Source organism: Oerskovia sp. Root918 (assembly GCF_001428945.1).
Lineage (GTDB): Bacteria > Actinomycetota > Actinomycetes > Actinomycetales > Cellulomonadaceae > Oerskovia > Oerskovia enterophila.
Genome location: NZ_LMJG01000006.1, coordinates 1 through 25,072, shown reverse-complemented (window position 1 = coordinate 25,072; position 25,072 = coordinate 1). Strand labels below are relative to the sequence as shown.

At 72.6% G+C, this 25,072-nt stretch carries 23 protein-coding genes and 3 tRNA genes; 12 read left to right on the top strand and 14 right to left on the bottom strand.

Annotation, left to right across the window (positions count from 1 at the left end):
- Positions 1-13: 13 nt before the first annotated feature.
- Together ASE27_RS07300 and ASE27_RS07295 are read right to left on the bottom strand one after the other, a co-directional pair.
- The gene (locus tag ASE27_RS07300) at positions 14-1,021 is read right to left on the bottom strand and encodes an aldo/keto reductase (protein ID WP_056648197.1); all 1,008 of its coding nucleotides are present in this window, start codon (positions 1,019-1,021) and stop codon (positions 14-16) included.
- A complete protein-coding gene (locus ASE27_RS07295; RefSeq protein WP_235534224.1) occupies positions 1,018-2,331 on the bottom strand; it encodes a heparan-alpha-glucosaminide N-acetyltransferase domain-containing protein in 1,314 nt (437 codons plus the stop codon). The genes ASE27_RS07300 and ASE27_RS07295 overlap by 4 nt, the downstream gene beginning before the upstream one ends.
- Positions 2,332-2,598: 267 nt before the next feature.
- Here ASE27_RS07295 and ASE27_RS07290 point away from each other — a divergent pair, with 267 nt between their 5' ends.
- Together ASE27_RS07290 and ASE27_RS07285 are read left to right on the top strand one after the other, a co-directional pair.
- Positions 2,599-3,408 carry a class I SAM-dependent methyltransferase gene (locus ASE27_RS07290; RefSeq protein WP_056648269.1) on the top strand — a complete coding sequence of 270 codons (810 nt, stop codon included), beginning with the start codon at positions 2,599-2,601 and terminating at the stop codon, positions 3,406-3,408.
- A gap of 143 nt (positions 3,409-3,551) precedes the next feature.
- The gene (locus ASE27_RS07285; RefSeq protein ID WP_056648194.1) at positions 3,552-4,334 is read left to right on the top strand and encodes a fumarylacetoacetate hydrolase family protein; all 783 of its coding nucleotides are present in this window, start codon (positions 3,552-3,554) and stop codon (positions 4,332-4,334) included.
- A gap of 102 nt (positions 4,335-4,436) precedes the next feature.
- On the opposite strand, the gene glsA is transcribed toward ASE27_RS07285, so the two are convergent.
- Both glsA and ASE27_RS07275 read right to left on the bottom strand, forming a co-directional pair.
- Positions 4,437-5,837, bottom strand: coding sequence for a glutaminase A (gene glsA, locus ASE27_RS07280; RefSeq protein ID WP_056648191.1), 1,401 nt, complete (start codon positions 5,835-5,837; stop codon positions 4,437-4,439).
- A gap of 75 nt (positions 5,838-5,912) precedes the next feature.
- Positions 5,913-6,386 carry a carboxymuconolactone decarboxylase family protein gene (locus ASE27_RS07275; protein ID WP_056648265.1) on the bottom strand — a complete coding sequence of 158 codons (474 nt, stop codon included), beginning with the start codon at positions 6,384-6,386 and terminating at the stop codon, positions 5,913-5,915.
- A 47-nt stretch (positions 6,387-6,433) separates the two neighbouring features.
- On the opposite strand from ASE27_RS07275, the gene ASE27_RS07270 reads away from it, so the two are divergent.
- From ASE27_RS07270 to ASE27_RS07260, 3 genes are read left to right on the top strand one after another with little or no spacing between them, the layout of a single operon-like run.
- Positions 6,434-7,876 (top strand): PLP-dependent aminotransferase family protein, encoded by a 1,443-nt coding sequence (locus ASE27_RS07270; RefSeq protein WP_056648188.1) that lies wholly within the window; start codon positions 6,434-6,436, stop codon positions 7,874-7,876.
- A 48-nt stretch (positions 7,877-7,924) separates the two neighbouring features.
- The gene (gltX, locus tag ASE27_RS07265) at positions 7,925-9,424 is read left to right on the top strand and encodes a glutamate--tRNA ligase (protein ID WP_157257441.1); all 1,500 of its coding nucleotides are present in this window, start codon (positions 7,925-7,927) and stop codon (positions 9,422-9,424) included.
- Entirely contained in the window at positions 9,421-10,257 is an 837-nt protein-coding gene (locus ASE27_RS07260) for an HAD family hydrolase (protein ID WP_369818997.1), read from the top strand. Before gltX ends, ASE27_RS07260 begins: the two co-directional genes overlap by 4 nt.
- Positions 10,258-10,363: 106 nt before the next feature.
- On the opposite strand, the gene ASE27_RS07255 is transcribed toward ASE27_RS07260, so the two are convergent.
- Positions 10,364-11,437 carry a LysR family transcriptional regulator gene (locus ASE27_RS07255; protein ID WP_056648186.1) on the bottom strand — a complete coding sequence of 358 codons (1,074 nt, stop codon included), beginning with the start codon at positions 11,435-11,437 and terminating at the stop codon, positions 10,364-10,366.
- 69 nt (positions 11,438-11,506) lie between these two features.
- Between ASE27_RS07255 and ASE27_RS07250 the strand changes: the two genes are divergently transcribed.
- Positions 11,507-12,724, top strand: coding sequence for a YeiH family protein (locus ASE27_RS07250; protein WP_056648182.1), 1,218 nt, complete (start codon positions 11,507-11,509; stop codon positions 12,722-12,724).
- A gap of 116 nt (positions 12,725-12,840) precedes the next feature.
- Here the strand turns inward: ASE27_RS07250 and ASE27_RS07245 are convergent, their stop codons facing one another.
- Together ASE27_RS07245 and ASE27_RS07240 are read right to left on the bottom strand one after the other, a co-directional pair.
- The gene (locus ASE27_RS07245) at positions 12,841-13,506 is read right to left on the bottom strand and encodes a hypothetical protein (protein ID WP_056648180.1); all 666 of its coding nucleotides are present in this window, start codon (positions 13,504-13,506) and stop codon (positions 12,841-12,843) included.
- Entirely contained in the window at positions 13,503-14,321 is an 819-nt protein-coding gene (locus ASE27_RS07240) for a class I SAM-dependent methyltransferase (protein ID WP_197487023.1), read from the bottom strand. The genes ASE27_RS07245 and ASE27_RS07240 overlap by 4 nt, the downstream gene beginning before the upstream one ends.
- Before the next feature lie 263 nt (positions 14,322-14,584).
- Between ASE27_RS07240 and ASE27_RS07235 the strand changes: the two genes are divergently transcribed.
- The 3 genes from ASE27_RS07235 (at position 14,585) to ASE27_RS07225 (ending at position 14,980) form a co-directional block, all read left to right on the top strand.
- A tRNA-Gln gene (locus ASE27_RS07235) sits at positions 14,585-14,656 on the top strand.
- A gap of 94 nt (positions 14,657-14,750) precedes the next feature.
- Positions 14,751-14,823 (top strand) — tRNA-Glu (locus ASE27_RS07230).
- Between the two features lie 81 nt (positions 14,824-14,904).
- A tRNA-Glu gene (locus ASE27_RS07225) sits at positions 14,905-14,980 on the top strand.
- Positions 14,981-15,104: 124 nt separating this feature from the next.
- Here the strand turns inward: ASE27_RS07225 and ASE27_RS07220 are convergent.
- The 5 genes from ASE27_RS07220 to ASE27_RS07205 all read right to left on the bottom strand — a co-directional run bounded on the left by ASE27_RS07220 (position 15,105) and on the right by ASE27_RS07205 (position 19,439).
- Entirely contained in the window at positions 15,105-16,604 is a 1,500-nt protein-coding gene (locus tag ASE27_RS07220; RefSeq protein WP_235535380.1) for a nitronate monooxygenase, read from the bottom strand.
- Between the two features lie 168 nt (positions 16,605-16,772).
- Complete coding sequence (locus tag ASE27_RS20200; RefSeq protein ID WP_157257440.1) at positions 16,773-17,795, bottom strand: PH domain-containing protein; 1,023 nt, start codon at positions 17,793-17,795, stop codon at positions 16,773-16,775.
- Positions 17,796-17,803: 8 nt separating this feature from the next.
- Positions 17,804-17,971 (bottom strand): hypothetical protein, encoded by a 168-nt coding sequence (locus ASE27_RS20590; RefSeq protein WP_169834240.1) that lies wholly within the window; start codon positions 17,969-17,971, stop codon positions 17,804-17,806.
- 246 nt (positions 17,972-18,217) lie between these two features.
- Complete coding sequence (locus ASE27_RS07210) at positions 18,218-18,583, bottom strand: nuclear transport factor 2 family protein (protein WP_056648173.1); 366 nt, start codon at positions 18,581-18,583, stop codon at positions 18,218-18,220.
- 136 nt (positions 18,584-18,719) lie between these two features.
- Complete coding sequence (locus ASE27_RS07205) at positions 18,720-19,439, bottom strand: IclR family transcriptional regulator (RefSeq protein WP_030150819.1); 720 nt, start codon at positions 19,437-19,439, stop codon at positions 18,720-18,722.
- 164 nt (positions 19,440-19,603) lie between these two features.
- Here ASE27_RS07205 and leuC point away from each other — a divergent pair, with 164 nt between their 5' ends.
- Together leuC and leuD are read left to right on the top strand one after the other, a co-directional pair.
- A complete protein-coding gene (gene leuC / locus ASE27_RS07200; protein ID WP_056648171.1) occupies positions 19,604-21,085 on the top strand; it encodes a 3-isopropylmalate dehydratase large subunit in 1,482 nt (493 codons plus the stop codon).
- 82 nt (positions 21,086-21,167) lie between these two features.
- Positions 21,168-21,806 (top strand): 3-isopropylmalate dehydratase small subunit, encoded by a 639-nt coding sequence (gene leuD / locus ASE27_RS07195; protein WP_056648168.1) that lies wholly within the window; start codon positions 21,168-21,170, stop codon positions 21,804-21,806.
- 157 nt (positions 21,807-21,963) lie between these two features.
- Here leuD and ASE27_RS07190 read toward each other — a convergent pair whose 3' ends face one another.
- Entirely contained in the window at positions 21,964-22,803 is an 840-nt protein-coding gene (locus tag ASE27_RS07190; protein ID WP_369818996.1) for an LLM class flavin-dependent oxidoreductase, read from the bottom strand.
- A 133-nt stretch (positions 22,804-22,936) separates the two neighbouring features.
- A complete protein-coding gene (locus ASE27_RS07185) occupies positions 22,937-23,872 on the bottom strand; it encodes a DUF808 domain-containing protein (protein ID WP_056648165.1) in 936 nt (311 codons plus the stop codon).
- A gap of 224 nt (positions 23,873-24,096) precedes the next feature.
- On the opposite strand from ASE27_RS07185, the gene ASE27_RS07180 reads away from it, so the two are divergent.
- Positions 24,097-25,072 (top strand): NAD(P)/FAD-dependent oxidoreductase (locus tag ASE27_RS07180; RefSeq protein WP_056648161.1); only part of this gene is annotated, 976 nt, incomplete at its 3' end.

Genomic DNA, 25,072 nt, shown 5'->3' with positions numbered 1-25,072 from the left:
GTCCTCGCGGGGCTCAGAACGGCGCCACCTTGCGGGCCGGAGGGAAGATCGCGTCGAGGGCCGCGAGGTCGTCGGCCGACGGGACCCAGGCGCCGGCCGCGGCGTTCTGGGCAACCTGCTCGGGCCGGGTCGCTCCCGCGATCACGCTCGACACCTGCGGCTGGGCCAGCAGCCACCCGAACGCGACCTCGACCTCGGTCACGCCGCGCTCGCGCGCGAACGCGTGGAGCGCCTTCAGCGCCCGCCAGGGCGCGGACTCGAGGAGGTGCGGCTTGCTGTGGACCAGGCGGCCGTCGTCGGGCCCGGTGCCGTCCGCGTACTTGCCCGTCAGCAGGCCGTTCGCGAGCGGGAAGAACGGCAGCACGCCCAGCCCGTACGCCTTCGCTGCGGGCAGGACCTCGAGCTCGGCCTCGCGGTCGATCAGGTTGTACTGGTTCTGCGCCGACACGAAGCGGACGGTGCCCGCCAGGCGCGCCTGGTACTCGGCGTCGGCGATCTGCCACCCCGCACGGTTCGAGTGCCCCACGTAGCGGACCTTGCCCGCGCGGACCAGGTCGTCGAGCGCGGACAGCGTCTCCTCGACGGGCGTGCGCTTGTCCGGCGTGTGGAACTGGTAGAGGTCGATCCAGTCGGTCCCGAGGCGCCGCAGCGACGCCTCGACGGCCTTGACGACGTACCGGCGCGAGCCGCGTGCCCGGAAGTCCTCGCCGTTCGCGCCGTGCATGGGCATGCCGAACTTGGTCGCGACCACCACGTCGTCGCGGCGGCTGCCCAGCGCCTTGCCGAGCAGCTCCTCGCTCAGGCCGGGGCGGGCGCCGTAGACGTCCGCGACGTCGAAGAACGTGATGCCGGCGTCGAGCGCGGCGTCGATCAGGGCCGTCGAGCCCTCGAGGGTCTCGGTCGCGGTGCGCGGGCGGCCCAGGTTGTTGCAGCCCAGGCCGATCGCGGAGACCGCGAGGCCGGACGAGCCGAGGCGACGGACCTCGGGGCGGACAGGGGCGGTGGGTGAAGACGTCGTCATGCGCCCGACTGTACGTCGCCTCGCGGGGTGGGCGGCGCCGTCGGGCCGTCGTCCCGGCTGGTGGGATCCGGTGCCGGTGCCGCGGGGATCGACGCCGCACGCCCGGCCACCCAGCCCACGAACCGTTCGAGCGGACCGCGCCCCAGCGCCCAGCGCCACACCGTCGCGAAGACCAGGCTCGCAACGACGAGCAGCGCGAGCTCGCCGTTGCCGGTCGCGCTCATGAGCTGGTCCTCCCACGCCCAGATCGCGAGGACCTGCAGGCAGTACACCGTCAGTGCCATGGACCCCACGGCCGCGAGCGGGGCCAGGACGCGCAGCACCGCACGGCTCGATCCCAGCAGGAGGCACAGGCCCAGGACCGCGAGCGCGAACCCGCCCGATCCCAGGACCTCCAAGGTCGTGTTCGTGTGCGGCCCCGCGAGCCACAGGTACTCGGGCGTCGGCAGGGGAGCGGACCACGGCAGCGGCTCGGGCTGGTAGACGCCCGACGCGTCCGCGGCCTGCTGCTCGATCAGTGCCGTCGGGCCGCTCCCCGCGAGCACCGCCGTCAGCCAGCTGCCCGTGACGAGCGCCGACGCCATGTAGGCGACGAACGACGTCACGAGGCCGCCCCCGAGCAACGACACCTGCAGACGGCGCGAGGCCAGGTCGAGCCGCCCGACCGCGAGCCCCGCGAGCACGAACGCCATCCACACGAGGGCCGGGTACGTGCCCGTCAGGAGGAAGTCCGTCAGAGCGCCCGAGCCGTCCATCGGCAGCCAGAGCTCGGCCCGCAGCATGATCTCGGGCCACCAGTACGCGACCGGTGGCCCCAGGACCGCCACGACCAGCGCGAGACCCGCCAGCCGCGGCGGCGACCACCGCAGGAACGGCAGCGCCAGGACGAAGTACGCCGCGTAGAAGCCCAGGATCAGCGCGACCGGGGTGCCGAGCACGTCGAGCAGGCCCGCCAGTGCGAGGAGCAGGACGGCCCGCACCAGGATGCGCGTGCGCGCCTGGAGCGCCGGGACCCCCGTCAGCGGGGTGCGACGCCCCGAGACCAGCGCGAGCGAGACGCCCGCGATCACCGCGAACAGGATCGAGGACCGTCCGTGCACCAGGGAGAGCCAGCCCTCCCCGGTCGAGAAGTCGTCCGACGTGACGCCCACGTGCGCCGCGAACATCCCGAGGATCGCGAGCCCGCGCGCCAGGTCCACCCCGGGGACGCGGTCTCCCGCGGGCAGGAGAAGGTCGGCGTGCCGCCGCCAGAACCCGCCCGACGGCGTCGCGAGGCTCGGGAGGGACAGGTCGGCCGCGGGGGTGGTCACGGGAGAATCCTGCCCCCCGGAGCCGGCTCGCACGTGCAGGACGCACCGGCCGCGGGGGCGCCCGACCGGGCCTCGCGACGACGCGCGACCCGCACCCCGACCCTCCACCGCCCATGATGTGAGAACGGGGCTGTGGGAACCGTGGAAGCGTTCTACCGTGCAAGCATGACCCACACCCCCACGCCGGACCAGGACGTCACCGTCGACGCCTCGCCCGACACCCACGCACCCGATGCCCCCACCGGGGCCCTGGGCAGCACTCCCAGCATGGAGTCCGAGTCGTACACCCACGGCCACCACGAGTCCGTCCTGCGTTCGCACCGGTGGCGCACCGCGGAGAACTCCGCCGGGTTCCTCCTGCCGCACCTGCGCCCCGACCACTCGATCCTCGACGTCGGCTGCGGTCCCGCGACCGTGACCGTCGACCTCGCGCGGCACGTGCCCGGAGGCACCGTGATCGGTGTCGACGCTTCGGCCGCGGTGCTCGACAGCGCCCGTGAGCTCGCCGCCGGCTCAGGACTGAGCAACGTCTCGTTCCAGCAGGCCAACGCCTACGAGCTGCCGTTCGCGGACGACACGTTCGACGTCGTGTTCGCCCACCAGCTCCTCCAGCACCTCTCCGACCCGCTCGCCGCGCTGCGCGAGATGAAGCGCGTCGCCAAGCCGGGCGGCCTCGTCGCCGTGCGCGACGCCGACTACGCCGCCATGACCTGGTACCCCGAGTCCGCGGGCCTCACCGAGTGGAACGAGCTCTACCACGAGGTCACGCACGCCTACGGCTACCAGGCCGACGCAGGCCGTCGCCTCCTCGCCTGGGTCCAGGAGGCCGGGTTCGACCCGGCCGGGATCGTGCCGTCGGCCGGCGTCTGGTGCTACTCGACCCCCACCGACCGCGCCTGGTGGGGCGGCCTGTGGGCCGAGCGCTGCATCGCCTCCAACTTCGCCGTCCAGGCCAAGGAGTCGGCGCTCGCGGACGACGTCGCCCTCGAGCAGCTCGCGCAGGAGTGGCTGCGCTGGGCAGAGGAGCCCGCCGGATGGTTCGCCGTCCTCAACGGCGAGGTGCTCGCCCGGGCCTAGCGCCGCCGTCGGGCCTCGCCGCTGCGACGGACACGCTGACGAACCGCAGGCGCGACGCGCCGCACGCGCCACCACGACCACCACGAGAAGGCCGCGGATCCCCGCCCAGGGGACCGCGGCCTTCTCGTCGGTAGGCTGGGCTCGTGCGCATCGCCAGATTCACCACCGGAGAAGACCCCCGCTACGCCCTCGTGCAGGAGGAGGCGGGCAAGACCTATCTCGCCGTCCTCAACGGCGACCCCCTCTACATGCCCGTCCTGCCGACGGGCGAACGGATCGAGCTCGGGGACGGCGTCCGCCTCCTCGCGCCCGTGATCCCGCGCTCCAAGGTGGTCGCGGTCGGCCGGAACTACGCGGCCCACGCCGCGGAGATGGGCAACGACGTCCCGACGTCGCCGCTCATCTTCTTCAAGCCCAACACCTCGGTCGTGGGTCCGGACGACCCCATCGTGCTGCCCGACTTCTCCGAGGAGGTCAGCTACGAGGCCGAGCTCGCGGTCGTGATCGGCCGCATGGCCAAGGACGTGAGCCCCGAGCACGCCGCGTCGTACATCCTGGGCTACACGATCGCGAACGACGTGACCGCACGCGACGCCCAGCGCACCGACGGTCAGTGGGCCCGCGCCAAGGGCTTCGACTCGGCCTGCCCGCTCGGCCCGTGGATCGACACCGACCTCGACATCGACGACGTCGCGGTGCGCTCGCGCGTCAACGGCGAGATCCGCCAGGACGGCCGCACGCGCGACATGATCTTCGACATCCCCTACCTGGTGTCGTACATCTCCGAGGCGTTCACGCTGCTCCCGGGCGACGTCATCCTCACGGGCACGCCCGCGGGCGTGGGCCGCATCGAGGCGGGCGACCGCGTCGAGTGCGAGGTCGAGGGCCTGGGCGTGCTGGCGAACCCGGTGGTCCGCCGCAACTGACGTCCTACCTGACCGTCGTGGGGGCGGAGGGCCGCCGTTCCTCGCGGGACGGCGGCCCTCTCTCGGCCGACGACGGGCGTCGGCCCGGTCGAGCGCCCCGGGTCAGGCGGCCCGTGCCGCCTCGAGCAGCCGGTCCTCGCACCAGCGCTGCGCGCCCTCGAACGTCGTGAGCTCCTGGTCGACCCCGGGCAGCAACCCGCGCTCGAACGGGTCGACCACCACGACGTGCACGCCCTGCCCCTGCAGGCGTGCGACGAGCCCGCGCAGGAGCTGGGCCCCGAGCGTCACGACGCGCGAGGTGCGGTGCAGGTCGAGGATCAGCCATCGTTCGCCGCTCGGCAGGGGCGAGGGGAGCTCGTCGACCGAGCGCAGGATGGTCTCGGCGGCCGCGAACTCGACCGTGCCCTGGACGGCCCGCACCGAGATCGCCGAGCCCAGGTCGCGGAGCCGGCGGAGCTGGGAGGGCGTGCGGTGCGCGAGCTGGCGCAGCCGGTCGGCGCGCGTGCTCCGGTAGAGCGTCGGCACGTCGCGGTCGGGGCGGTGCATGAGGTGCAGGTCGAACTGCCGCGAGATCTCCTGCGCGGCCGCGACCGAGCGCACGCTGTTGCCACGCGCGTCGAGCGGCGGGCTGAACAGGCCCAGGCCGAACTGCCCCACGCCCACCGACACGAGCCCGCCCGAGACCCCGCTCTTGGCCGGCAGTCCCGCCCGCAGCAGCCACTCGCCCGCGTAGTCGTACATGCCGCTCGTGGCCATGACGGCCAGGACCCACTCGGTCACGACCTCGTCGACCACGCGCTCGCCCGTGACCGGGTTGACGCCCCCGTTCGCGAGCGTCGCCGACATCACCGCGAGATCGCGGGCCGTGACCAGGACCGAGCACTGGCGGAAGTAGGTGTCGAGCGTGGCCTCGACGCCCGCGGTGAGCGAGCCGGCGCTGTGCATGAGGTAGGCGATCGCGCGGTTGCGGTCTCCCGTCTCGGACTCGCTCACGTAGACGCGCCCGTCGACGTCGAGCGGGCGCCCCGCGAACGCGCCGAGCAGGTCGAGGATGCGTGCGAAGCGCTCCTCCTCGGAGTCCCCGCGGACCAGGGACGTCGTGACGATCGCGCCCGCGTTGACCATGGGGTTGGGCGGGCGCCCCGTGGCGGGGTCCAGGCGGATCGAGTTGAACCCCTCGCCGCTCGGCTCGGCACCCACGTGCTCGAGGACCTCGGCGAGCCCCCGGTCCATGAGGGCCAGCGCGAACACGAACGGCTTGGACAGCGACTGGATGGTGAAGGGGGTGTCGGCGTCGCCCGCGGTGTAGATGCTGCCCGTGACTCCTGCGAGGGCCACGCCGAACAGCGAGCGGTCGGCCGTGGCGAGCTCGGGGATGTACGTCGCGACCGTGCCCTCGTCGAGGTCGCGGAACGCCTCGTGGACCGCAGCGAGCGCGTCGGCGATGAGCTCGCTCGCACCGGTGCGGCCCGGGTCGGGCGTGGACTGCGAGGAGGAGGACATGTACGCGATTGTGCCCGCGGGGCGTGCTCGGTGCCCGGTGGGGCGACGGCCGCACCGGGCACCGGGACGGTCGTGTCAGTCGAGCGGCCAGGGGTGGAGCGTCGCCCCGACCATGTTCCACGCATTGATCGCGGCGACGGCCCAGACGAGCTCGGCGAGCTCGGCCGGGCCGAAGTGCTCGGCAGCCTCCTCGACGACCTCGGCGGGCACCGGACCCTCGGCGCACCGGGTGGCCGCCTCGGTCAGCGCGAGCGCCGCGCGCTCGCGAGCCGTGAAGAAGGGTGTCTCCCGCCAGACGGACAGGCTCAGGACCCTGCGGAGGTCCTCGCCCGCGGCGATCGCGTCAGCGCTGTGCGTGTCGACGCAGTAGGCGCAGCCGTTGATCTGCGAAGCGCGTGCCGAGACCAGGTCGAGCAGCGCGGGCTCGATCGAGGACTTCCGGGTCGCGGCGGCGAACGACGCCATCGCGCGGCTCATGAGCGGAGCGAGCTCGTCGGCGGCGAGGCGGGAGGGGACAGGAACGGTCTGGAGCGTGGTCTCAGTGGTCATGCGTCCGACGGTACGGAGCACGCGGACCAGCGGTAAGGTCCATTTGCATGAATGATCAGTGGTCCACTTCCGGAGCGGACCTGCACCTCGAGATGGGCGGCGGCACCGGGAAGAGGTCCGGTCTCGAGGGCGCGCTGCGTGACGCGATCCGTGCAGGACGGCTCGGCCCCGGCTCCCGACTGCCCTCGACCCGGGCTCTGGCGCACGACCTGGGCTGTGCTCGCGGGACCGTCACTGCGGCGTATGACCAGCTCGTCGCCGAGGGGTACCTCGAGGCCAGGGCAGGGTCGGGGACCCGCGTCGCCGCACTCGATGCCACGCGGGTCTCGTCGGCAAGGGGTGCCCCCCAGGCGCCTCCCGAGCGATGGGTGCCGGACCTGCGTCCGGTGCGCATGCTCCGCCTCGTACCGGGCAGCCCCGATGCCACGACGTTCCCCGGCGCCGCGTGGTCCAGGTCCACCCGGGCCGCGCTCGCCACGGCATCGACCGAGGCGTTCGGGGTCGGGGACCCACGGGGTCGGCCCGAGCTGCGGACGGCACTCGCCGAGTACCTCGCACGCACCCGCGGTGTCGTGGCGGACCCCCGACGCATCGTGGTCACCACCGGGTACGCCCAGTCGCTCGCGCTGGTCGCCCAGGTGCTCCACGATGCCGACGTCCGCCACGTCGCGATGGAGGACCCGGGCCTCGGGTTCCACCGTGAGATCGTCCGCCGGGCCGGCCTGGAGGTCCGGGCGCTCCCGGTCGACGGGGACGGGGCGCGAGCCGATCTGCTCGCAGGTGCGGGGTTCGACGAGGTGGGCGCCGTCGTCGTGACCCCCGCCCACCAGTACCCGACGGGGTCGACGCTGGCGCCCGCCCGGCGGCGCGCTCTCCTCGACTGGGCGCGCTCGACCGGAGGCCTCGTGATCGAGGACGACTACGACGGCGAGTTCCGCTACGACCGGCAGCCGGTCGGGGCGGTCCAGGGGATCGGCCCGGACGAGGTCGTGTACGCGGGGAGCGTCTCCAAGACGATCGGTCCGGCTGTCCGCCTCGGGTGGTTGGTCGTTCCCGAGCGGTGGCTCGACGCCGTCGTGGACGCGAAGACCCACGCCGACTACCGGACGGGGAGCGCCGACCAGCTCGCCCTGGCCCATCTGATCGAGTCCCACGGCTACGACCGCCACGTCCGGGCGGTCCGGGGGCGGTACCGCCGACGCAGGGACCTGCTGGTCGGTCGACTGGCGGGACTGGTCGGGAGAGGCGCCGTCGAGGTCTCCGGGATCTCTGCGGGGCTGCATGCGCTCATCGGGCTCCCGGGCGCGGTGGACGAGGCCGCGGTGGTCCAGCGTGCGGCCGACCTCGGCCTGGAGGTCACGGGCCTCGCCGAGCACCGGCACGTGCCGGGCCAGGGCGTGCCAGGGCTCGTCGTCGGGTACGGAACGCCCACCGAGCCTGAGGTCCCACGGGCGCTCGACCTGCTCGTCCGGGTGCTCGGCGGCCCGTGACGGGCCGTGCACGCCCCGCGGCCACCTGGCGGCGATAGGCTGTGGGACGTGATCCCTGCACCTGGTTCCTCGCCCGTCCGCGTCCGCTTCTGCCCGTCGCCCACCGGTACGCCGCACGTCGGCCTCATCCGCACGGCGCTGTTCAACTGGGCGTACGCCCGGCACGTGGGCGGGACGTTCGTCTTCCGCATCGAGGACACCGACGCCGCGCGCGACTCCGAGGAGAGCTACCAGCAGCTCCTCGAGGCGCTGCGCTGGCTCGGCATGGACTGGGACGAGGGAGTCGAGGTCGGCGGCCCGCACGAGCCCTACCGCCAGTCGCAGCGCGGTGACATCTACCAGGACGTCATCCGCCGGCTCGTCGAGGGCGGCTACGCGTACGAGTCCTTCTCGACGCCCGAGGAGATCGAGGCGCGCAACGTCGCGGCCGGTCGCCCCAAGGCCATGGGCTACGACGGGTTCGACCGCACGCTGACCGACGAGCAGAAGGCGGCGTTCCGCGCCGAGGGCCGCGAGCCCGTGCTGCGCATGCGCATGCCGGACACGGACGTGGCGTTCACGGACCTGGTGCGCGGCGAGATCTCGTTCGGTGCGGGCTCGGTCCCGGACTACGTGATCGTGCGCGGCAACGGCCAGCCCCTGTACACGCTGGTCAACCCGGTCGACGACGCCCTGATGGGCATCACGCACGTGCTGCGCGGCGAGGACCTGCTGTCCTCGACGCCGCGCCAGGTCGTGCTGTACCGCGCGCTGCTCGAGCTGGGCGTCGCGCACGTCATGCCCCAGTTCGGCCACCTGCCGTACGTCATGGGCGAGGGCAACAAGAAGCTCTCCAAGCGCGACCCCGAGTCGAACCTGTTCCTGCACAAGGAGCGCGGCTTCACGCCCGAGGGGCTGCTCAACTACCTCGCGCTGCTGGGCTGGAGCATCTCCGCGGACAACGACATCTTCTCGGTCGAGGAGATGGTCGCGGCGTTCGACGTCGCCGACGTCAACCCGAACCCGGCCCGCTTCGACCTGAAGAAGGCCGAGGCCATCAACGCGACGCACCTGCGCATGCTGGCCCCCGAGGACTTCCGCGACCGCCTGGTCCCGTACCTGCACCAGGGCGGGTTCGTCCCGGCCGACTCGTTCGCGGACCTCTCGGCCGAGCACCAGGCGCTCGTCACGGCGGGCGCACCGCTCGTGCAGGAGCGCATGGTCCTGCTCGGCGAGGCCAAGGGCATGCTGGGCTTCCTGTTCGTGGCCGACGACGCGGTGCCCGTCGAGGACGAGGCGCGCGCTGCGCTGCGCGAGGAGGCCCCGGCCGTGCTCGACGCCGCGATCCGCGTGCTCGACGCCCTGGCCGACTTCTCGACGGACCCGATCCAGGAGGCGCTCAAGGCCGTCCTGGTCGAGGAGATGGGCATCAAGCCCCGCTTCGCGTTCACGCCGCTGCGCGTGGCCGTGACGGGTCGCCGCGTGTCGCCGCCGCTGTTCGAGTCGATGGAGATCCTCGGCAAGGAGTCCACCCTGGCGCGTCTGCGGGCGCTGCGCGCGTCGCTGTGACCGCGTCCGAGCCGGCGCCCGGCGCAGTGCTGCCCTCGCTCCCCGACGGTGTCGCTCCCCTCGCGGGGGACGTGGCGCCCGGCGGTGCTGTCGACGGTGTGGACGGTGTCCTGTTCGACGTCGACGACACGCTCGTCGACACCCGCGGCGCGTTCGCGCTCGCGATCGACGCGGTGTGCGCGGTGCACCTGCCCCACCTGCCGGTCGAGCGGTACGGCGAGGTCCTCGCGCTCTGGCGGAGCGACCCGCACGGCTGGTACCGCGCGTACACGCGCGGCGAGCTGACGTTCGACGGGCAGCGCATGCTGCGTGCGAACGAGCTGCAGGAGACGTTCGGCGGTGCGGTCCTCGACGAGGACGGGTACGCGGCGTGGAAGACGGTCTTCTGGGGCATGTTCGAGGAGAGCTGGCGCGCGCACGACGACGCCGCACCGGTCCTCGGGCGGCTCGCCGCCGCAGGGGTCAAGGTCGGCGCGCTCTCCAACGCGTCGGTCGCGCTCCAGACGGACAAGCTGGCCCGGTCGGGGCTCTCGGACGTGCCCATGCTCGTGGGTGTCGACACCCTGGGCTTCGGCAAGCCGGACCCGCGGGTCTTCCTCGAGGCGTGCGCGCGCCTGGGCACGGACCCGGCGCGCACGCTCTACGTGGGCGACGAGCTCGACGTCGACGCGCGGGCCGCGGCCACCGCAGGTCTGACGGGCGTGTGGATCGACCGTCCCGGCACCCGGCGTGGTGGCCCGCACGAGGAGGACCCCGAGGCCGCGCGCGCGGCGGGGGTGCACGTCGTGGCGACGCTCGACGAGGTCGGCGACCTGGTGCTCGCGGGGCGCTGACGCTGCCGGGCGCGAGGTAGAACGCGCTGCGTGAGGTAGTGCGCGGCGCGTCCTACCTCGCGCAGCACGTTCTATCTCGCGGTGAGGTTGATCGCTGGCCCGTGACCTACCGCACGGTCCTCGAGCGCGGCGCTCCGGCGCTCCCGGCCGCGACCGCCGCGATCCGTCGGGCCGCCGCCGAGAGCTCGGTGCCGTCCTTCCAGACCATCCGGAGCCGCCGTGAGAGGTCGAGACCGGGCACCTGGATCTCTGCGAGCGTGCCGCGAGCAAGGTCGTCCGCGACCGTCAGCCGGGACAGCACGGCGACCGCGCCGCCGTACTGCACCGCGGTCTTGAGCGACGCGGTCGAGCCCAGGTAGGGCAGGTGGTCGGGGAGGCGGGCGCCGGCTGCCACGAGCGACTTCTCGAGCGTCTCGCGTGTTCCCGAGCCGCGCTCGCGGACGACGAGCCCACCGTTCACCAGCTCCTCGACCGTCGCGGTGCGCCGTCGCCGCCCGGCCCACGGGTGCGTCGCCGCGACGACCACGACCAGCTCGTCGTGGGCCAGGGTGCGGCTGCGCAGCCCCCGACGCAGGGTCGAGCTCTCGATGAAGCCGAGCTCGGCGTCGTCCGACAGCACGAGCTCCATGACGGTCCGGGAGTTGCGCACGAGCAGCTCGACGTCGGGGGAGGCGGGCCCTCGGGCGGCCACCGACGAGCCGCGCTGCTCCGACGAGCCGCCCGGTCCCGACACCGGACCGGTCGCCGCCCCGGCCCCGGGCACCGGGGTCAGACCGTCGAGCGCGAGCGTCGCGAGCCAGCGAGGGGCGAGGTACTCGGCGATCGTCAGGCTGGCCGCCAGGCGGATCCGGGCCGAGGGGGCCTCGCGCAGCGCCGCGGCCGACGTCTCGAAGCGGTCCGAGGCGTCGAGGACCTCGCGGGCCCAGGTCGCGGTCGCGCGCCCGGTCTCGGTGAGGCGGGCGCCGCGCGTCGAGCGTGCGACGAGCTCGAGCCCCAGGTGCTTCTCGAGGCGCCGCATGCCGGCCGAGGCGCTGGGCTGGGAGATGCCCAGCGCTCGTGCGGCGGCGCTGATCGAGCCGTGGCTGTCGGTCGCGACGAGCAGCTCCAGGAGGCCCAGCGACGTCCGGTCCCGGCGCGGGGGAGGGGTGTTCGGGAGGTGCTGCGGGGCGGTCTCGGCCATAGCTTCATCCTATGGCTCGGTCGCCAGGTAGGCCTTCCGGCGCCGTTCTCGTCGCGGCACGGTGGAAGCATGACCCCCACGACCGACCTCGACACCCCCACCCCGGACGTCGACCCCGCCGCCCGCCGGCCGACCACGCCCGGCCCCGCCCCCTCGACCGTGGCCGCCGCTCCGGCCCCCTGGATCCGCCGCGCGGCCCCAGGGCTCGCCCTCTGCGCGCTCGCGACCGTCGTCGCCTACCTCCTCGCCCAGGTGGTCCCGCTCTCGCCCCTCGTGCTGTCCCTGCTCGTCGGGGCCGTCGTCGGCTCGGTGCTCGGAAGCCTGCGCCGCGCGCACGGGGCGAGCGACGCCGTCGGACGGACGACGCGTGCCGCGCGGTGGGCGGACGCCCTCACCGCCCGGACCCAGGAGGGGACGCGGTGGACCGCGATGCGCGTCCTGCGCGCGGGCGTGGTCCTGCTGGGGCTCCAGCTCTCGCTGCCCGAGGTCCTCGCGCTCGGCTGGCGCGGCCTCGCGGTCGTGGCGCTCACGGTCGCCGTGACCTTCAGCGCGACGCTCGCCCTGGGGCGGGCGCTGCGCGTCCCGCGCGTGACGTCGCTGCTCGTCGCGACAGGGTTCTCGATCTGCGGCGCGGCCGCGATCTCGGCCATGCAGGGCGTGGTCGGGGGAGGCGACGACGACGAGTCGCGCCGCGAGGCCGACGACGCCGTGGCGACGGCCCTCGCCCTCGTGACGATCTTCGGGTCGCTCGCGATCTTCGTCCTGCCGTGGCTCGCCGGGCTGCTCGGGCTCGCCGACGACCGCGCCGGGCTCTGGATCGGGGCGAGCGTCCAGGAGGTCGCCCAGGTCGTGACCGCAGGAGGTGCGATCTCCGCCGCGGCGCTCGCGACCGCGACCGTGAGCAAGCTGGCCCGGGTCGTGCTGCTCGCGCCGCTCGTCGCGGGCGCTGGGGTGCTGCGGGCGCGTCGGGAGCGCGTGGCGCGCCCTGCGGACGTCGAGGCCGCCACGGGGGCCCGTGCGGCCCGTAGGACGCCCCCGGTGCCCCTGTTCGTCGTGGGCTTCCTCGCGGCCGTGCTGGTGCGCAGCACGGGCCTGCTGCCCGCGTCCGTCGTGGAGGTGACGACCGTGGTCACGACGTTGCTCTTCACCGCGGCGATGTTCGCGATGGGCCTCGGGGTCGACGTCGCGCACCTGGTCCGCACGGGCCGGCGCGCGCTCGTGCTCGGGACGGCCTCGGCCGCGGTCGTGACCGGAACCTCGCTCGTTGCGGTGCTGGCGCTGACCTGAGCCTCCTCGCGCACGGTGGAGGAAGCTCTGTCGACGCCGAGGCTGGGCCCGGAGCAGAGGCCCGCGCATCGGCGAGGCGGCGCCCGGACGTCCCGGGCGCCGCCTCGGCGCTCGCCCTACCGGACCGTCGCGTCCCAGCGCCAGCGGGTGCGGCGCGCGAGGCCCGGCAGCTCGCGGCGGCCCGTCGCCCACACGAGGACCTCGGCCGCGGGGAGGCCGCGCGTCGCGTCCGGCAGGTCGGGGAAGAGCCGCGTCAGCACCCGTGCGCTGAGCCCCTCGGGCAGGGAGGGGGCGACGCCCGTGAGCCCTTCGAGGATGTCGCGCCCGTGCACGAGGATCTCGACGATCCCCATGGCCGCGAACCCCTGCGGGTCCGAGAGCCCGTACGGATGGTAGGCGCGGGCCGAGTCCGGGCGGGCGCCCACCTGGGCCGCGAGCAGCTCGCCGCCCGCGCGGAGCACCTCGGCCATCCCGGCCGGGCCGGCCTCGCGCTTGACGTGCGCGATCTCGTCCTCACCCTTGGGGCCGGCGAGCGGCAGGTAGTCGAGCAGGGGGAGTCCCGCGACCTGGAGCGCGTAGGCCAGGAGGTCGTCGACAACGTGCTCGGCCGTGGCCCAGCACGACCACCGCACGGGCCCGGCCTGCGCGTCGAACGCGGCGTCCGGGTGGTGCGCCACGCCGTCGGCGAGCCAGCGCGCGGCGGTGCGGACGTCGTCGGGCGTGACGGGACCCGGTACGAGACGGACCGGCGAGAGGTCCGCGTCCTCGGGCTGCGCGCTCACTCGTCGACCATGCCCGCGTCGGTACCGAGGACACGGTCCGCTCGCCAGCACTCGGCCCGGTAGGGGAGGTCGATCTCGGTGAGCCCCGCGAGCGCGGGGTGCGTCGCCGCGAGGTGGTCGACGGCGTCGAGCAGCTCGTCGCGCTCGGCAGGAGGCAGCGTGAGCAGGTGGCTCCGGGTCGCGGCGAGCGTGCGCAGGCCCGCGGCGGGGAGGCGGTCCGCCCAGGGGAAGGTCGCGTGCACGAGCGGCGTGAAGGCCTCGTCGACCCCGTCGAGCGACGGTGTGCGGTGGACGGGCTCGAGCGAGTCGCCGCGGTGGATGATCTCGGTGAACTGCTCGACCCAGTCGACCGTGTGGTCGCGGACGTTCCAGACGACGCCGAGCCGCCCGCCGGGGCGCAGCACGCGTGCGATCTCCGGGACGGCGGTCGCGACGTCGAACCAGTGCCAGGCCTGGGCCACGAGGACCGCGTCGACGCTCCCGTCCTCGAGCGGGATGCGCTCGGCCGTGCCGGGCAGGACGTGGGCACCGGGCACGGCGTCCTGGAGCTGGGCGCGCATGCCGTCGGAGGGCTCGACCGCGGTCACGTGGAGGCCGCGCGCGACCAGCTTCTCGGTGAGCTTGCCGGTCCCGGCCGCGAGGTCGAGCACGTGGCGGGCCCCGGCGGGCAGCATCCAGTCGATCGCTGCGTCGGGGTAGGAGGGACGGACGGCCCGGTAGTCGCCGGCGCCCGCGCCGAACGAGGATGCGCGTTCCGCGTGGGACGCGCGCGGGATGCTGGCGGACGACGGCTCGGGAGGCGCTGCGGTGCTCATGTCTTCGACGGTGCCACGTCGGGAGGGCGTGGTCCACCGTTTCCGAGCGGTTGCATGCGACGTGTCGGACGCGGCGGTGCCCGACGGCGGCACGTCCGTTCCGGACGGAGGCTCACCGCGGGGCGCGGGAGGGATCGGGCAGGGGCTGACAGGGCAACCGAGGGCGATTTGGCCGGACCGGGACTCTCCGGTAATGTTTTCTCTCGGTGAGGCGCTCACCCGAAGCCCGGGAACGGGAAGAGGGCGCGGTGCCGATACCTCCTTGGGGTATGGTGTAATTGGCAACACAACGGTTTCTGGTACCGTCATTCTAGGTTCGAGTCCTGGTACCCCAGCGCAGAGCAAGTAGCGCATCGCGTCGGTCAAACCGACACGAATCGTGCAGTACAGTTCTCAACGGCACGGCGCCCCTCGGGGTGACGAGCTTAGGCCCCCATCGTCTAGCGGCCTAGGACGCCGCCCTCTCACGGCGGTAACACGGGTTCAAATCCCGTTGGGGGTACGTAGTACGAGGCCTGGCCATCGTCAGATGACCGGGCCTCGATGACGCTCGATCACTCTTCGGAGTGTGAGAGCGGTCCAGGCCCCCATCGTCTAGCGGCCTAGGACGCCGCCCTCTCACGGCGGTAACACGGGTTCAAATCCCGTTGGGGGTACCAGCGCAAAGCCCGATCATCGAGAAGATGGTCGGGCTTTCGTCGTTCGTGGGCCAGGGCGGCCTGCCGAGGAGCGACATCTCGGGACCGCTCCTCGGCAGGGACTTGACCGCTCATCTCGTGCGTCTCAGGAGCCGATGACCGCCGGTCCTGCGGTGAGGTCCGTCACGCCCCCTGCGGGCTCGTCGCCGAGCAGCCAGTCCAGGGCGTCGCGGGCCGACCAGGAGCCCTCGTGTCGCTCGGCGAGCCGGGAGGCGTTGGCCACGTCGACGCCAAGCGTCACGAGCGGTGGCTCGACGTACCCGTCGGCGCGGGTCTGCCCGAGCCCGACGTTCGCGGCGAGGGAGTTGCACAGGCAGGACCGGCCGACGGTGTCCGCCACGGCTCCGCCCTTGCGCTCGTACATGTGGACGGGCTCGGCGGGACACCGGTAGGCCACCTTGCCGTCGTCCTTCTGCACGGGCGTGCGGAGGTATCCCAGGTCGCACAGCCGGGGACGGGCAGCGGTGAGGCCGGCGTCGGCGAGGGTGCCAGGAAGCTGTGCGACCTTGAACGGGAAGCCCGTGGGGGACGTGAGGGCCTCGGTCCGGACGTCGAGCGTCCCGTCGCGCAACCGGTTCAGGACGTCGTCGCGGAGCGCGGGGTCGAGTCCCGACTCGGTCGCGAGCGCGAAGAGGGTTCCCACCTGGACACCGGCGGCTCCCGCCTCACGGGCTGCGACGAGCGCCTCGGGTGTCCCCTGCGCGCCCGCGATCCAGAACGGCAGCCCCAACGCCGCGACCTTCGAGACGTCGGCCTGGTCGCGCGGGCCGAACACGGGCTGTCCGACCTCGTCGAGAGTGAGCCGTCCGCGGGGCGGTGCGTTGTGACCGCCCGCAGGAGGCCCCTCGACGACGAACCCGTCCGGGCGGGTGCGGTCCTCGCGCACCAGGTGCTCGGCCAGGGCATGAGCCGAGACGATCGCGAGGAACGTCGGCCGGGGCACGGCCGGCAGCGACTCTCCGAGGAGCGACTCGGGATCGAAGTCGACCGTGTGGTTGCTCCCTCCGACGACCGTCACCGGGAACTCGACGCGCTCGTGCTCGGCGAGCTGGTCGAGCAGGTGCGGGACGTCCCGGGGGATCCCGGCCCCGGTGACGACGTAGTCGGCACCCGCCAGCATCGACCCGTAGGCCGCGGCGGGTGCGGCCATCTGGATCTTCTCGAGGAAGTTGATCCCCACGCGCCCGTCGTGCCCCTCCTTGGCGAGCCACACCTCGACGAAGCTGCCCAGGACCATGAGCTCCTGCGCGAGGCGGGTCTGGCGCAGCGCGAGGCGCGGGACCGGCGCGTAGGGCTGCCCCTCGCTGCGCCCTTCGGGACGGAAGTAGCGCGAGATCACGCGCTGGGCGAACCGGGGGACCGGGAAGGCGGCGAGCGCTCGACGGACCGCCCCGTCGCGGTCACCGTTCTGCAGCCTGCGTGCCAGCACCAGGTCGAGGGCCGTGCCCGACACGAGGCCCAGCTGTCCCGCGTGCGCGACCGCGGACGCGAGGTGCCAGGACGAGACCGCCATGCCCATCCCGCCCTGGATGACCCGCGGGAGCGGCGGGCACGACGACGGGACGGTCAAGGAAAGCGTGGTCACAGGTGGACCCTTCTCATGCCTGGTGCGAGCGCTGCTGCCACCGCCGAGCGGGTGGTTACTGCACCGTAGGTTGTGGGGCGGCGCGCAGCCAGGGTCCAAGGACCCGAAGGTTCGGGGACATCGACGAGACGCACCGCCGCAGTGGCGACGGTGCGGCGTCCCCCGAGGTCAGACCGGCGGCGGAGGGACCGGGGGCTCGGTGCGCCGCACGGGCGAGTCGGTGCGATGGTCGATCCGCACGAACGCCGCACGGTCCTCGTCCGAGACCTCCCAGGCCGGACCGTCCGCCTCGCCGTCGGTGCCGTCTGGGAGGTCCGCTGGAGGGGGCGGGGGGACGGGTGGTGCCATGACCGGCCGGTCGGTCCCGGCGAGGCGTGGCGCGCTCCCGCGGGGCGCCACGAAGAGGTGCCCCTGGCCGTCCTTCTGCATCGACCGCACGGCGACGGGCTGCGTCGCGGCCGCCGCCGGGTCCCGTTCCGGCCCGACGCTCGTCGGCGCCCACGCGAGGTGCGCCGAGGCGGGCGGAGGAGGTGGCGGTGGTGGGGGAGCAGGGGTCGCGGGTCCCGACGTCGGGGGACCGGGCTGCTGCTGGCCGGCAGGTCCGCCGGCGCTGCCCGAGCCGTTCTGACCGTTCGCGGCGCCCGGTCCGCCTCGACCGCCCGGGATGAAGATCGTGTCGCACAGCTTGCGGTACGTCGCGTCGGGCTTGGCGACCCAGTTGATGCGGCTCATCGCCTGGTCCTGCCCCGCGGACTCGAGGATGAACTGCCCGTACCCGAGCACGCGACCCACGATCGAGCGGCTGTAGCTCATGTCGGTGACCTTGCCGAGGGGCATCATCGCGACCTTGTGCGTCACGAGCCCGAACATCAGCAGCATGCGCTTGTCGGTCGCGACGAACCACTCGTTGCGCCAGTCCAGGACCTTCCACAGCAGCCGCACCGCGACCGCGAGCCACACCCACCAGAGCATGAGGGCCCCGTCGCCCACGGTCGGCCCGGAGGCGCTCACGAGCCACGCGACGACGAGGAACGCGGCGAAGGTCGTGGCGACCGGCTCGGCGAGCTTGCCCCAGTGGGCTCGTGTGGCGAGCACGACGCGTTCGCCGGGAAGGATGTAGCGGCGCAGGTGACGCGCGCTCAGACGAGGAGGGCGCCCGGGCGCCTCCACCTCCAGCTGCTCGCGCGCCATGCCGTCGACTACTCGATGAGGGACTGGACGAACTGTCCGAAGCTCGCGAACGCGCCCATGATGACGTCCCAGATCGCCTGGACGATGTCGGCGGCGCGGTCGGGGCTCTTGATGACCGCGTAGAGCAGGAAGACGATGACGACCCACATCAGGATGGTCTTGGCCTTGCCGGGCATCGTGTGGTCCTCACGTGGTCGTCGATCGGGGCGGTGGTGCTCTGCTCGACATGGTGACCAGAGCAGACCGGGCGCCGTCGGAGGCGCGCCGACGACGAGTCTAGCGTTTCGCCCGAATCGGTCGTGGGTCCCGTGTCCGGACAAGGTCGCACAGAGGGTGCGGAGCGCCGGACGAGGCTGCTCAGTGGGCGCGGAGCGCCGGACGAGGTTGCTGCTCAGAGGGCGCGGCGCGCCGGACGGGCCCGGTCAGCCAGGCTCAGCGGCCGGTGCGAGCGTGGCCGCCAGAACCAGCCAACCCCCGTCTGCACGCACCCAGAGCCGCGTGTAGACCAACCGCGCGGAGACTGCGGTGCCGCCCTGGACCGCCTCCACGGCGGCGACCAGCCTGGTCACTCCGCTCGCGACGTCCTCCTGGACGTCCAGCGACTCCTCCTCCAGGCGGGTGATCTGCAGCGACCCCGAGCGGTAGCTCTCCAGGTCGTCCTCTTTGGAGAAGACGGACCCGTCCGGGCCGGCGCCGACGCACCGAGGATGCAGCAGCGCGTCGAGCGCGTCGACGTCGCCGGCGCGCTGGGCGGCTTGGAGCGCGTGCTCGGCAGCGAGAAGACTCATCGCCCGAGTCTACGCACGGGGCCCGCCCCGAGGTGGGCGCTGAGGGGTGCGGCGAGGACCGGCAGGAACGCCAGTCAGGAACGCCGAGGGGCGGGCGCCTCGCGGCGCCCGCCCCTCGGTCAGGGTCGGTGGACGGTCACTCGCCGGCGCGGCGGAGGACCTCGGTCAGGCGGTTGGCCGCGGCGACGACGGAGCCCGAGTGCAGACGGCCCGGCTGGCGCGTCAGGCGCTCGACCGGTCCCGAGATCGAGACCGCGGCGACGATCCGCCCCGACGGTCCACGCACGGGCGCCGACACCGAGGCGACCCCGAGCTCGCGCTCCGAGACGGACTGTGCCCAGCCACGCCGTCGGACCCCCGAGAGGATGGTGGCCGTGAAGACGGCCTCGCGCAGGCCGCGGTGCAGGCGGTCCGGCTCCTCCCAGGCGAGCAGCACCTGGGCGGCCGAGCCCGCGCCCATCGTGAGGGTCGCCCCCACGGGGATAGAGTCACGGAGTCCGACCGGGCGTTCTGCCGCGGCGACGCAGATGCGATGGTCGCCCTGGCGGCGGTAGAGCTGGGCGCTCTCGCCCGTGTGGTCGCGCAGCGCCGTGAGAACCGGGTTGGCGGCGGCGAGCAGGCGGTCCTCGCCTGCTGCGGTCGCGAGCTCGTTCAGGCGCGGTCCGAGGACGAAACGGCCCTGCATGTCGCGAGCCACCATGCGGTGGTGCTCGAGCGCGACAGCGAGGCGATGAGCCGTCGGACGGGCGAGTCCGGTGGCGGTGACGAGCTGGGCCAAAGTGGCTGGTCCGGACTCCAGAGCGCCCAGAACGGACGCCGCCTTGTCCAGCACGCCGACTCCGCTAGAATTGTCCATAGGTCGATATTGACGTCTCGCACAGTGAGATGCAAGTTAGCGTGTGTCGGTGTCGCCGAAGGACCGGGAAGATCACCCGGACCACGACCGAGTTGTACCCCCCGATCGTCGCCCACGGCCCCCGCGTGAGCGACCACCGCAGGACACAGGTAGGAGAAACCAACATGGCCGGCACGCTGGCGGAGAAGGTCTGGGACGCGCACCTGGTGCGACGTGGCACCGACGGGTCGCCCGACCTCCTCTACATCGATCTGCACCTCATCCACGAGGTCACCAGTCCGCAGGCCTTCGAGGGCCTGCGTCTCGCCGGCCGGCAGGTGCGCCGCACCGACCTGACGATCGCGACCGAGGACCACAACACCCCCACGCTCGACATCGACCTGCCGATCGCGGACCTCACGAGCCGCACCCAGATCGACACGCTGCGCAACAACGCCAAGGAGTTCGGCGTGCGCATCCACTCGCTCGGTGACGCGGACCAGGGCATCGTGCACCAGGTCGGTCCTCAGCTCGGGCTCACCATGCCCGGCCTGACGGTCGTGTGCGGCGACTCGCACACCTCGACCCACGGTGCGTTCGGGGCCCTCGCGTTCGGCATCGGGACCTCGGAGGTCGAGCACGTGCTCGCGACCCAGACCCTGCCGCTCGCGCCCTTCAAGACCATGGCGATCACGGTCAACGGCGAGCTACCCCCGGGCGCGACGAGCAAGGACATCATCCTCGCGATCATCGCGAAGATCGGCACGGGTGGCGGCCAGGGCTACGTCCTGGAGTACCGCGGCGAGGCCATCCGCAAGCTGACCATGGAAGCTCGCATGACGGTCTGCAACATGTCGATCGAGGCAGGCGCGCGCGCCGGCATGATCGCTCCCGACGAGACCACGTTCGAGTACCTCAAGGGCCGTCCGCACGCGCCCGAGGGCGCCGACTGGGACGCCGCGGTCGAGTACTGGAAGACGCTCAAGACCGACGACGACGCCACGTTCGACGAGGAGGTCGTGCTCGAGGCGGCCGACCTCGAGCCGTTCATCACCTGGGGCACCAACCCCGGCCAGGGCCTGCCCCTGTCCGCGAATGTCCCGGTCCCCGCGGAGATCGCCGACGAGAACGAGCGCGTCGCCGCCGAGCGCGCGATCGAGTACATGGGCCTGACCCCGGGTGCTCCGCTGCGCGACATCGCGATCGACACGGTCTTCATCGGCTCGTGCACCAACGGCCGCATCGAGGACCTGCGCTCGGTCGCCAAGGTCGTCCAGGGCAAGAAGAAGGCCGACTCGCTGCGCGTGCTCGTCGTGCCCGCGTCGGCCCGTGTCCGCCTCCAGGCCGAGGCCGAGGGGCTCGACCAGATCTTCCTCGACTTCGGTGCCGAGTGGCGCAACGCCGGCTGTTCCATGTGCCTGGGCATGAACCCCGACCAGCTCGCCCCCGGCGAGCGCTCGGCCTCCACGTCCAACCGCAACTTCGAGGGTCGCCAGGGCAAGGGCGGACGCACCCACCTGGTCTCGCCGCTCGTCGCGGCCGCGACGGCCATCCGCGGGACCCTGTCCTCGCTGGCCGACCTGGACCTGCCGGCCGACGTCGACATCACGTCGTTCGACGGCACGCCGCTCGCGCCGCTCGACCCGCGCGTCCCGCTGCAGGTCTGACACCGGACGCGGCGCCGCCCATCCGGTGGTGCCGCACCGGCAGGCCCCCTGACGACCGACTCATCGAGGAAGCAGAAGCATCATGGAGAAGTTCACCACCCACACCGGTGTCGGTGTCCCGCTGCGCCGCAGCAACGTCGACACGGACCAGATCATCCCCGCCGTCTACCTCAAGCGCGTGACGCGCACGGGCTTCGAGGACGCGCTGTTCGCGGCGTGGCGCGGGGACCCCGCATTCATCCTGAACCAGCCCGCGTACTCGTCGGGCTCCGTGCTGGTCGCTGGCCCGGACTTCGGCACCGGCTCGTCGCGCGAGCACGCCGTGTGGGCCCTCAAGGACTACGGCTTCAAGGTCGTCCTGGCCTCGCGCTTCGCGGACATCTTCCGCGGCAACTCGGGCAAGCAGGGCCTCGTCGCGGGCATCGTCGCGCAGGAGGACATCGAGCTGCTGTGGAAGGTCCTCGAGACCAAGCCCGGCACCGAGGTCACGGTCGACCTGGTCGAGCGCACCGCGACGGCAGACGACGTCGTGGTCCGATTCCAGATCGACGACTACACGCGCTGGCGCCTCATGGAGGGGCTCGACGACATCGGTCTGACCCTCCAGCACGAGGCCGACATCACGGCGTTCGAGCAGACGCGCGCGTCGTGGCGCCCCAAGACGCTGCCGGCGAAGCACCTGCCGACGGTCGACATCGAGGCGGCTCGCCCGTCCGCGTGACCTGACGGTCGCGAACGGTTCGCACGGCCCGACGGCGCCGCTCCCCTGGGTGGGGAGCGGCGCCGTCGGCGTGTGCGGGGCGAGGGCGACGGGCCGCACCGCGAAGGTGACCGGGGCCGTCGCCGACGGTGACGGACACGCCCGCCGAGGGTGACACCTACGGGCGCGGCGGTCCCTGGCGGATCCTCGCGAGCTGAGACTCGGCGGTGACCTTGGACGGGTCCCAGCCGGCCTCGATCCACCAGGTCGCGCCCGCCGCCTCGAGCGCCCGCGCGTCCTGCGCTGCGGCGTCGAGGTCGGTCACGAAGTCTCGCTGGACCACGAGCTCGAACGGACCGGCCGACGGGTCGCGGTGCTCGGCGACCCAGGTCGCGACCTCGCGCGTCTCATCGGGTGTCAGGGAGTCCATGCCGCGGTCGCCCCGGAGCTGGACCGTCACGCCGTCCCAACGGACCGCGCGGCTCATCGACTTCTCGCTCGGGAACACCCCCACGGGCCACACGGGGATGCGCCCGTTGACGGGCTGCGGTGAGATCGTCATCTCGCCCGTCGAGATGTGCTTCCCGTCGAACGAGAACGACTCGCCCGACCAGGAACGCTCGAGGAAGGCCAGGACGTCGTCGAGCAGCTCGGCGCGCTCGCGCAGCGACGTGAGCTGGCCGGGGACGGCGCTGAAGCCCGCGTCGTCGAGCACCCCGACCCCGGCGGGCAGCACGAGCCGCCCGCCCGAGAGGTGGTCGACCGTAAGGGCCTGGCGCGCGAGCTCCCACGGGCGCCGACGCGGCAGCGCGAACACGAGCGCCCCCAGCGTCACGCGCTCGGTCTGGACGGCTGCCGCGGCGAGGATGCCCCACGGGTCGTAGCCCTCCATGCCGGGCAGGCTGATGCCGTCCCACGTGAAGTAGCCGTCCCAGCCGTGCTCCTCGGCCTCGCGGGCCATGGAGACCAGCTCTGCTGCGGAACCGAAGCTCCCGACGAACCCGAACTTCAAGCCCATGACGTCCTCCTGCGACTCGTTGGCGGTCCTCCCACGGTAGGACCGGCCACCCACACGCGTCGCGGGCGGGACGACGAAGGCCTGCTCGTCCGCGACGTCGCGGGCGAGCAGGCCTTCGGACGTGGTCAGAGGATCAGTGGTGCGCCTTCTTGCGGGGGATGAAGTGCACGACCGTGACGACGACCGCACCCACGATGGTGCCGACGATCGCCGAGCCCAGGGTGTCGACGAGCCACGTGAGCACACCGCCGACGACCGGGACGCCGTGCACACCCGACTCGAGGAAGTGCAGCAGGTCGTACGGGCCGTGCCAGCCGAGGTCGTACGTGCCCTGCAGCAGGATGTGCCCACCGACCCACAGCATCGCCACCACGCCGACGGTCGAGATGACCGCCATGACGCGCGGCATCGCGGTCACGAGGCCGCGCCCGAACGACTGGACCCACCCCGTGCGCTGCCGGGCGAGGTGCAGGCCGATGTCGTCCATCTTCACGATCAGGCCGACGATCCCGTAGACGAGGACCGTGATCAGCAGCGCGACGACCACGAGGATGATCGCGCGCGACCAGAACGCTTCGTCGGCGACCTCGTTGAGCGCGATGACCATGATCTCCGCGCTGAGGATGAAGTCGGTGCGCACCGCGCTCGACACGACCCGGTCCTCGTCGACGGCCTTCTTCGCGGCCGCGTCGTCGATCGCCTTCGTGTGCTTGCCCGAGATCATCTCCCAGAGCTTCTCGGCTCCCTCGTACGCGAGGTACGTCCCGCCGACCATGAGCAGCGGGGTCAGGAGCCACGGCAGGAACTGGCTGAGCAGCAGCGCCGCCGGGAGGATGAACAGGAGCTTGTTGCGCAGCGAGCCCAGGGCGATGCGCTTGACGACCGGGATCTCGCGCTTCGCGGCCAGACCCTCGACGTACCGGGGCGTGACTGCGGTGTCGTCGATCACGACGCCGGTCGCCTTGACGCTCGCGCGCCCCGCGGCGGCACCGATGTCGTCGATGGACGCTGCTGCCAGCTTGGCGAATGCTGCGATGTCGTCCAGCAGTGCTACGAGTCCGACGGACATGAGGTCTCCACGAGGCCCGTGTCGCCGCCCACGAGCCCTTGAGGTCGGGATCCGACGCGGCTGTAGCGCATCGTAACGACTCGGGCGGTGCGCCGTCGCGGGGCGTCCGTGCGAGAGCACCCCGGGCCCGCCGGCATCGTCGACAGTGACCCGGCCCCGTGCCCTGGTGACGTGTGACGCGATCGGTCGCACCGCCGTCGGGCAGACGATCTAGGCTGGTCCACATGGCTAACCACTACGACGTCGTCGTCCTCGGCGCGGGCCCCGGCGGCTACGTCGCCGCCATCCGCGCGGCCCAGCTCGGCCAGTCCGTCGCGATCATCGAGGAGAAGTACTGGGGCGGTGTGTGCCTCAACGTCGGGTGCATCCCCTCCAAGGCGCTCCTGCGCAACGCGGAGCTCGCCCACCTGTTCACGCACCAGGCCGACTTCTTCGGCATGACCGGTGACGTGTCGTTCGACTTCGGCAAGGCGTTCGACCGGAGCCGCGACGTCGCCGACGGCCGCGTCAAGGGCGTGCACTTCCTCATGAAGAAGAACAAGATCACCGAGTACGACGGGCGTGGCACGTTCCGCGACGCGAACACGATCGACGTCGCGCTGTCCTCGGGCCAGACCGAGACCGTGACGTTCGCGAACGTGATCATCGCGACAGGCTCGAAGGTCCGCCTGCTGCCGGGCGTCGAGCTGAGCGAGAACGTCGTCACGTACGAGAAGCAGATCCTGACGCGCGAGCTGCCGCGCTCGATCGCGATCGTCGGAGCCGGCGCGATCGGCATGGAGTTCGCGTACGTCCTCAAGAACTACGGCGTCGACGTGACGATCATCGAGTTCCTCGACCGCGCACTGCCCAACGAGGACATCGAGGTCTCCAAGGAGATCGCCAAGCAGTACAAGAAGCTCGGCGTGAACATCCTGACGTCGACCGCGGTGCAGACCGTGGTGGATGGTGGCTCGTCGGTGACCGTCTCCTACAAGGGCGTCAAGGACGACAAGCCCGGCTCGATCGAGGTCGACAAGGTCCTCATGGCCGTGGGCTTCGCGCCCAACGTCGAGGGCTTCGGCCTCGAGAACACGGGCGTTGCGTTGACCGACCGCGGCGCGATCGCGATCGACGACGTCATGCGCACCAACGTGCCCCACATCTACGCGATCGGTGACGTCACCGCGAAGCTCATGCTCGCGCACGTCGCCGAGGCGC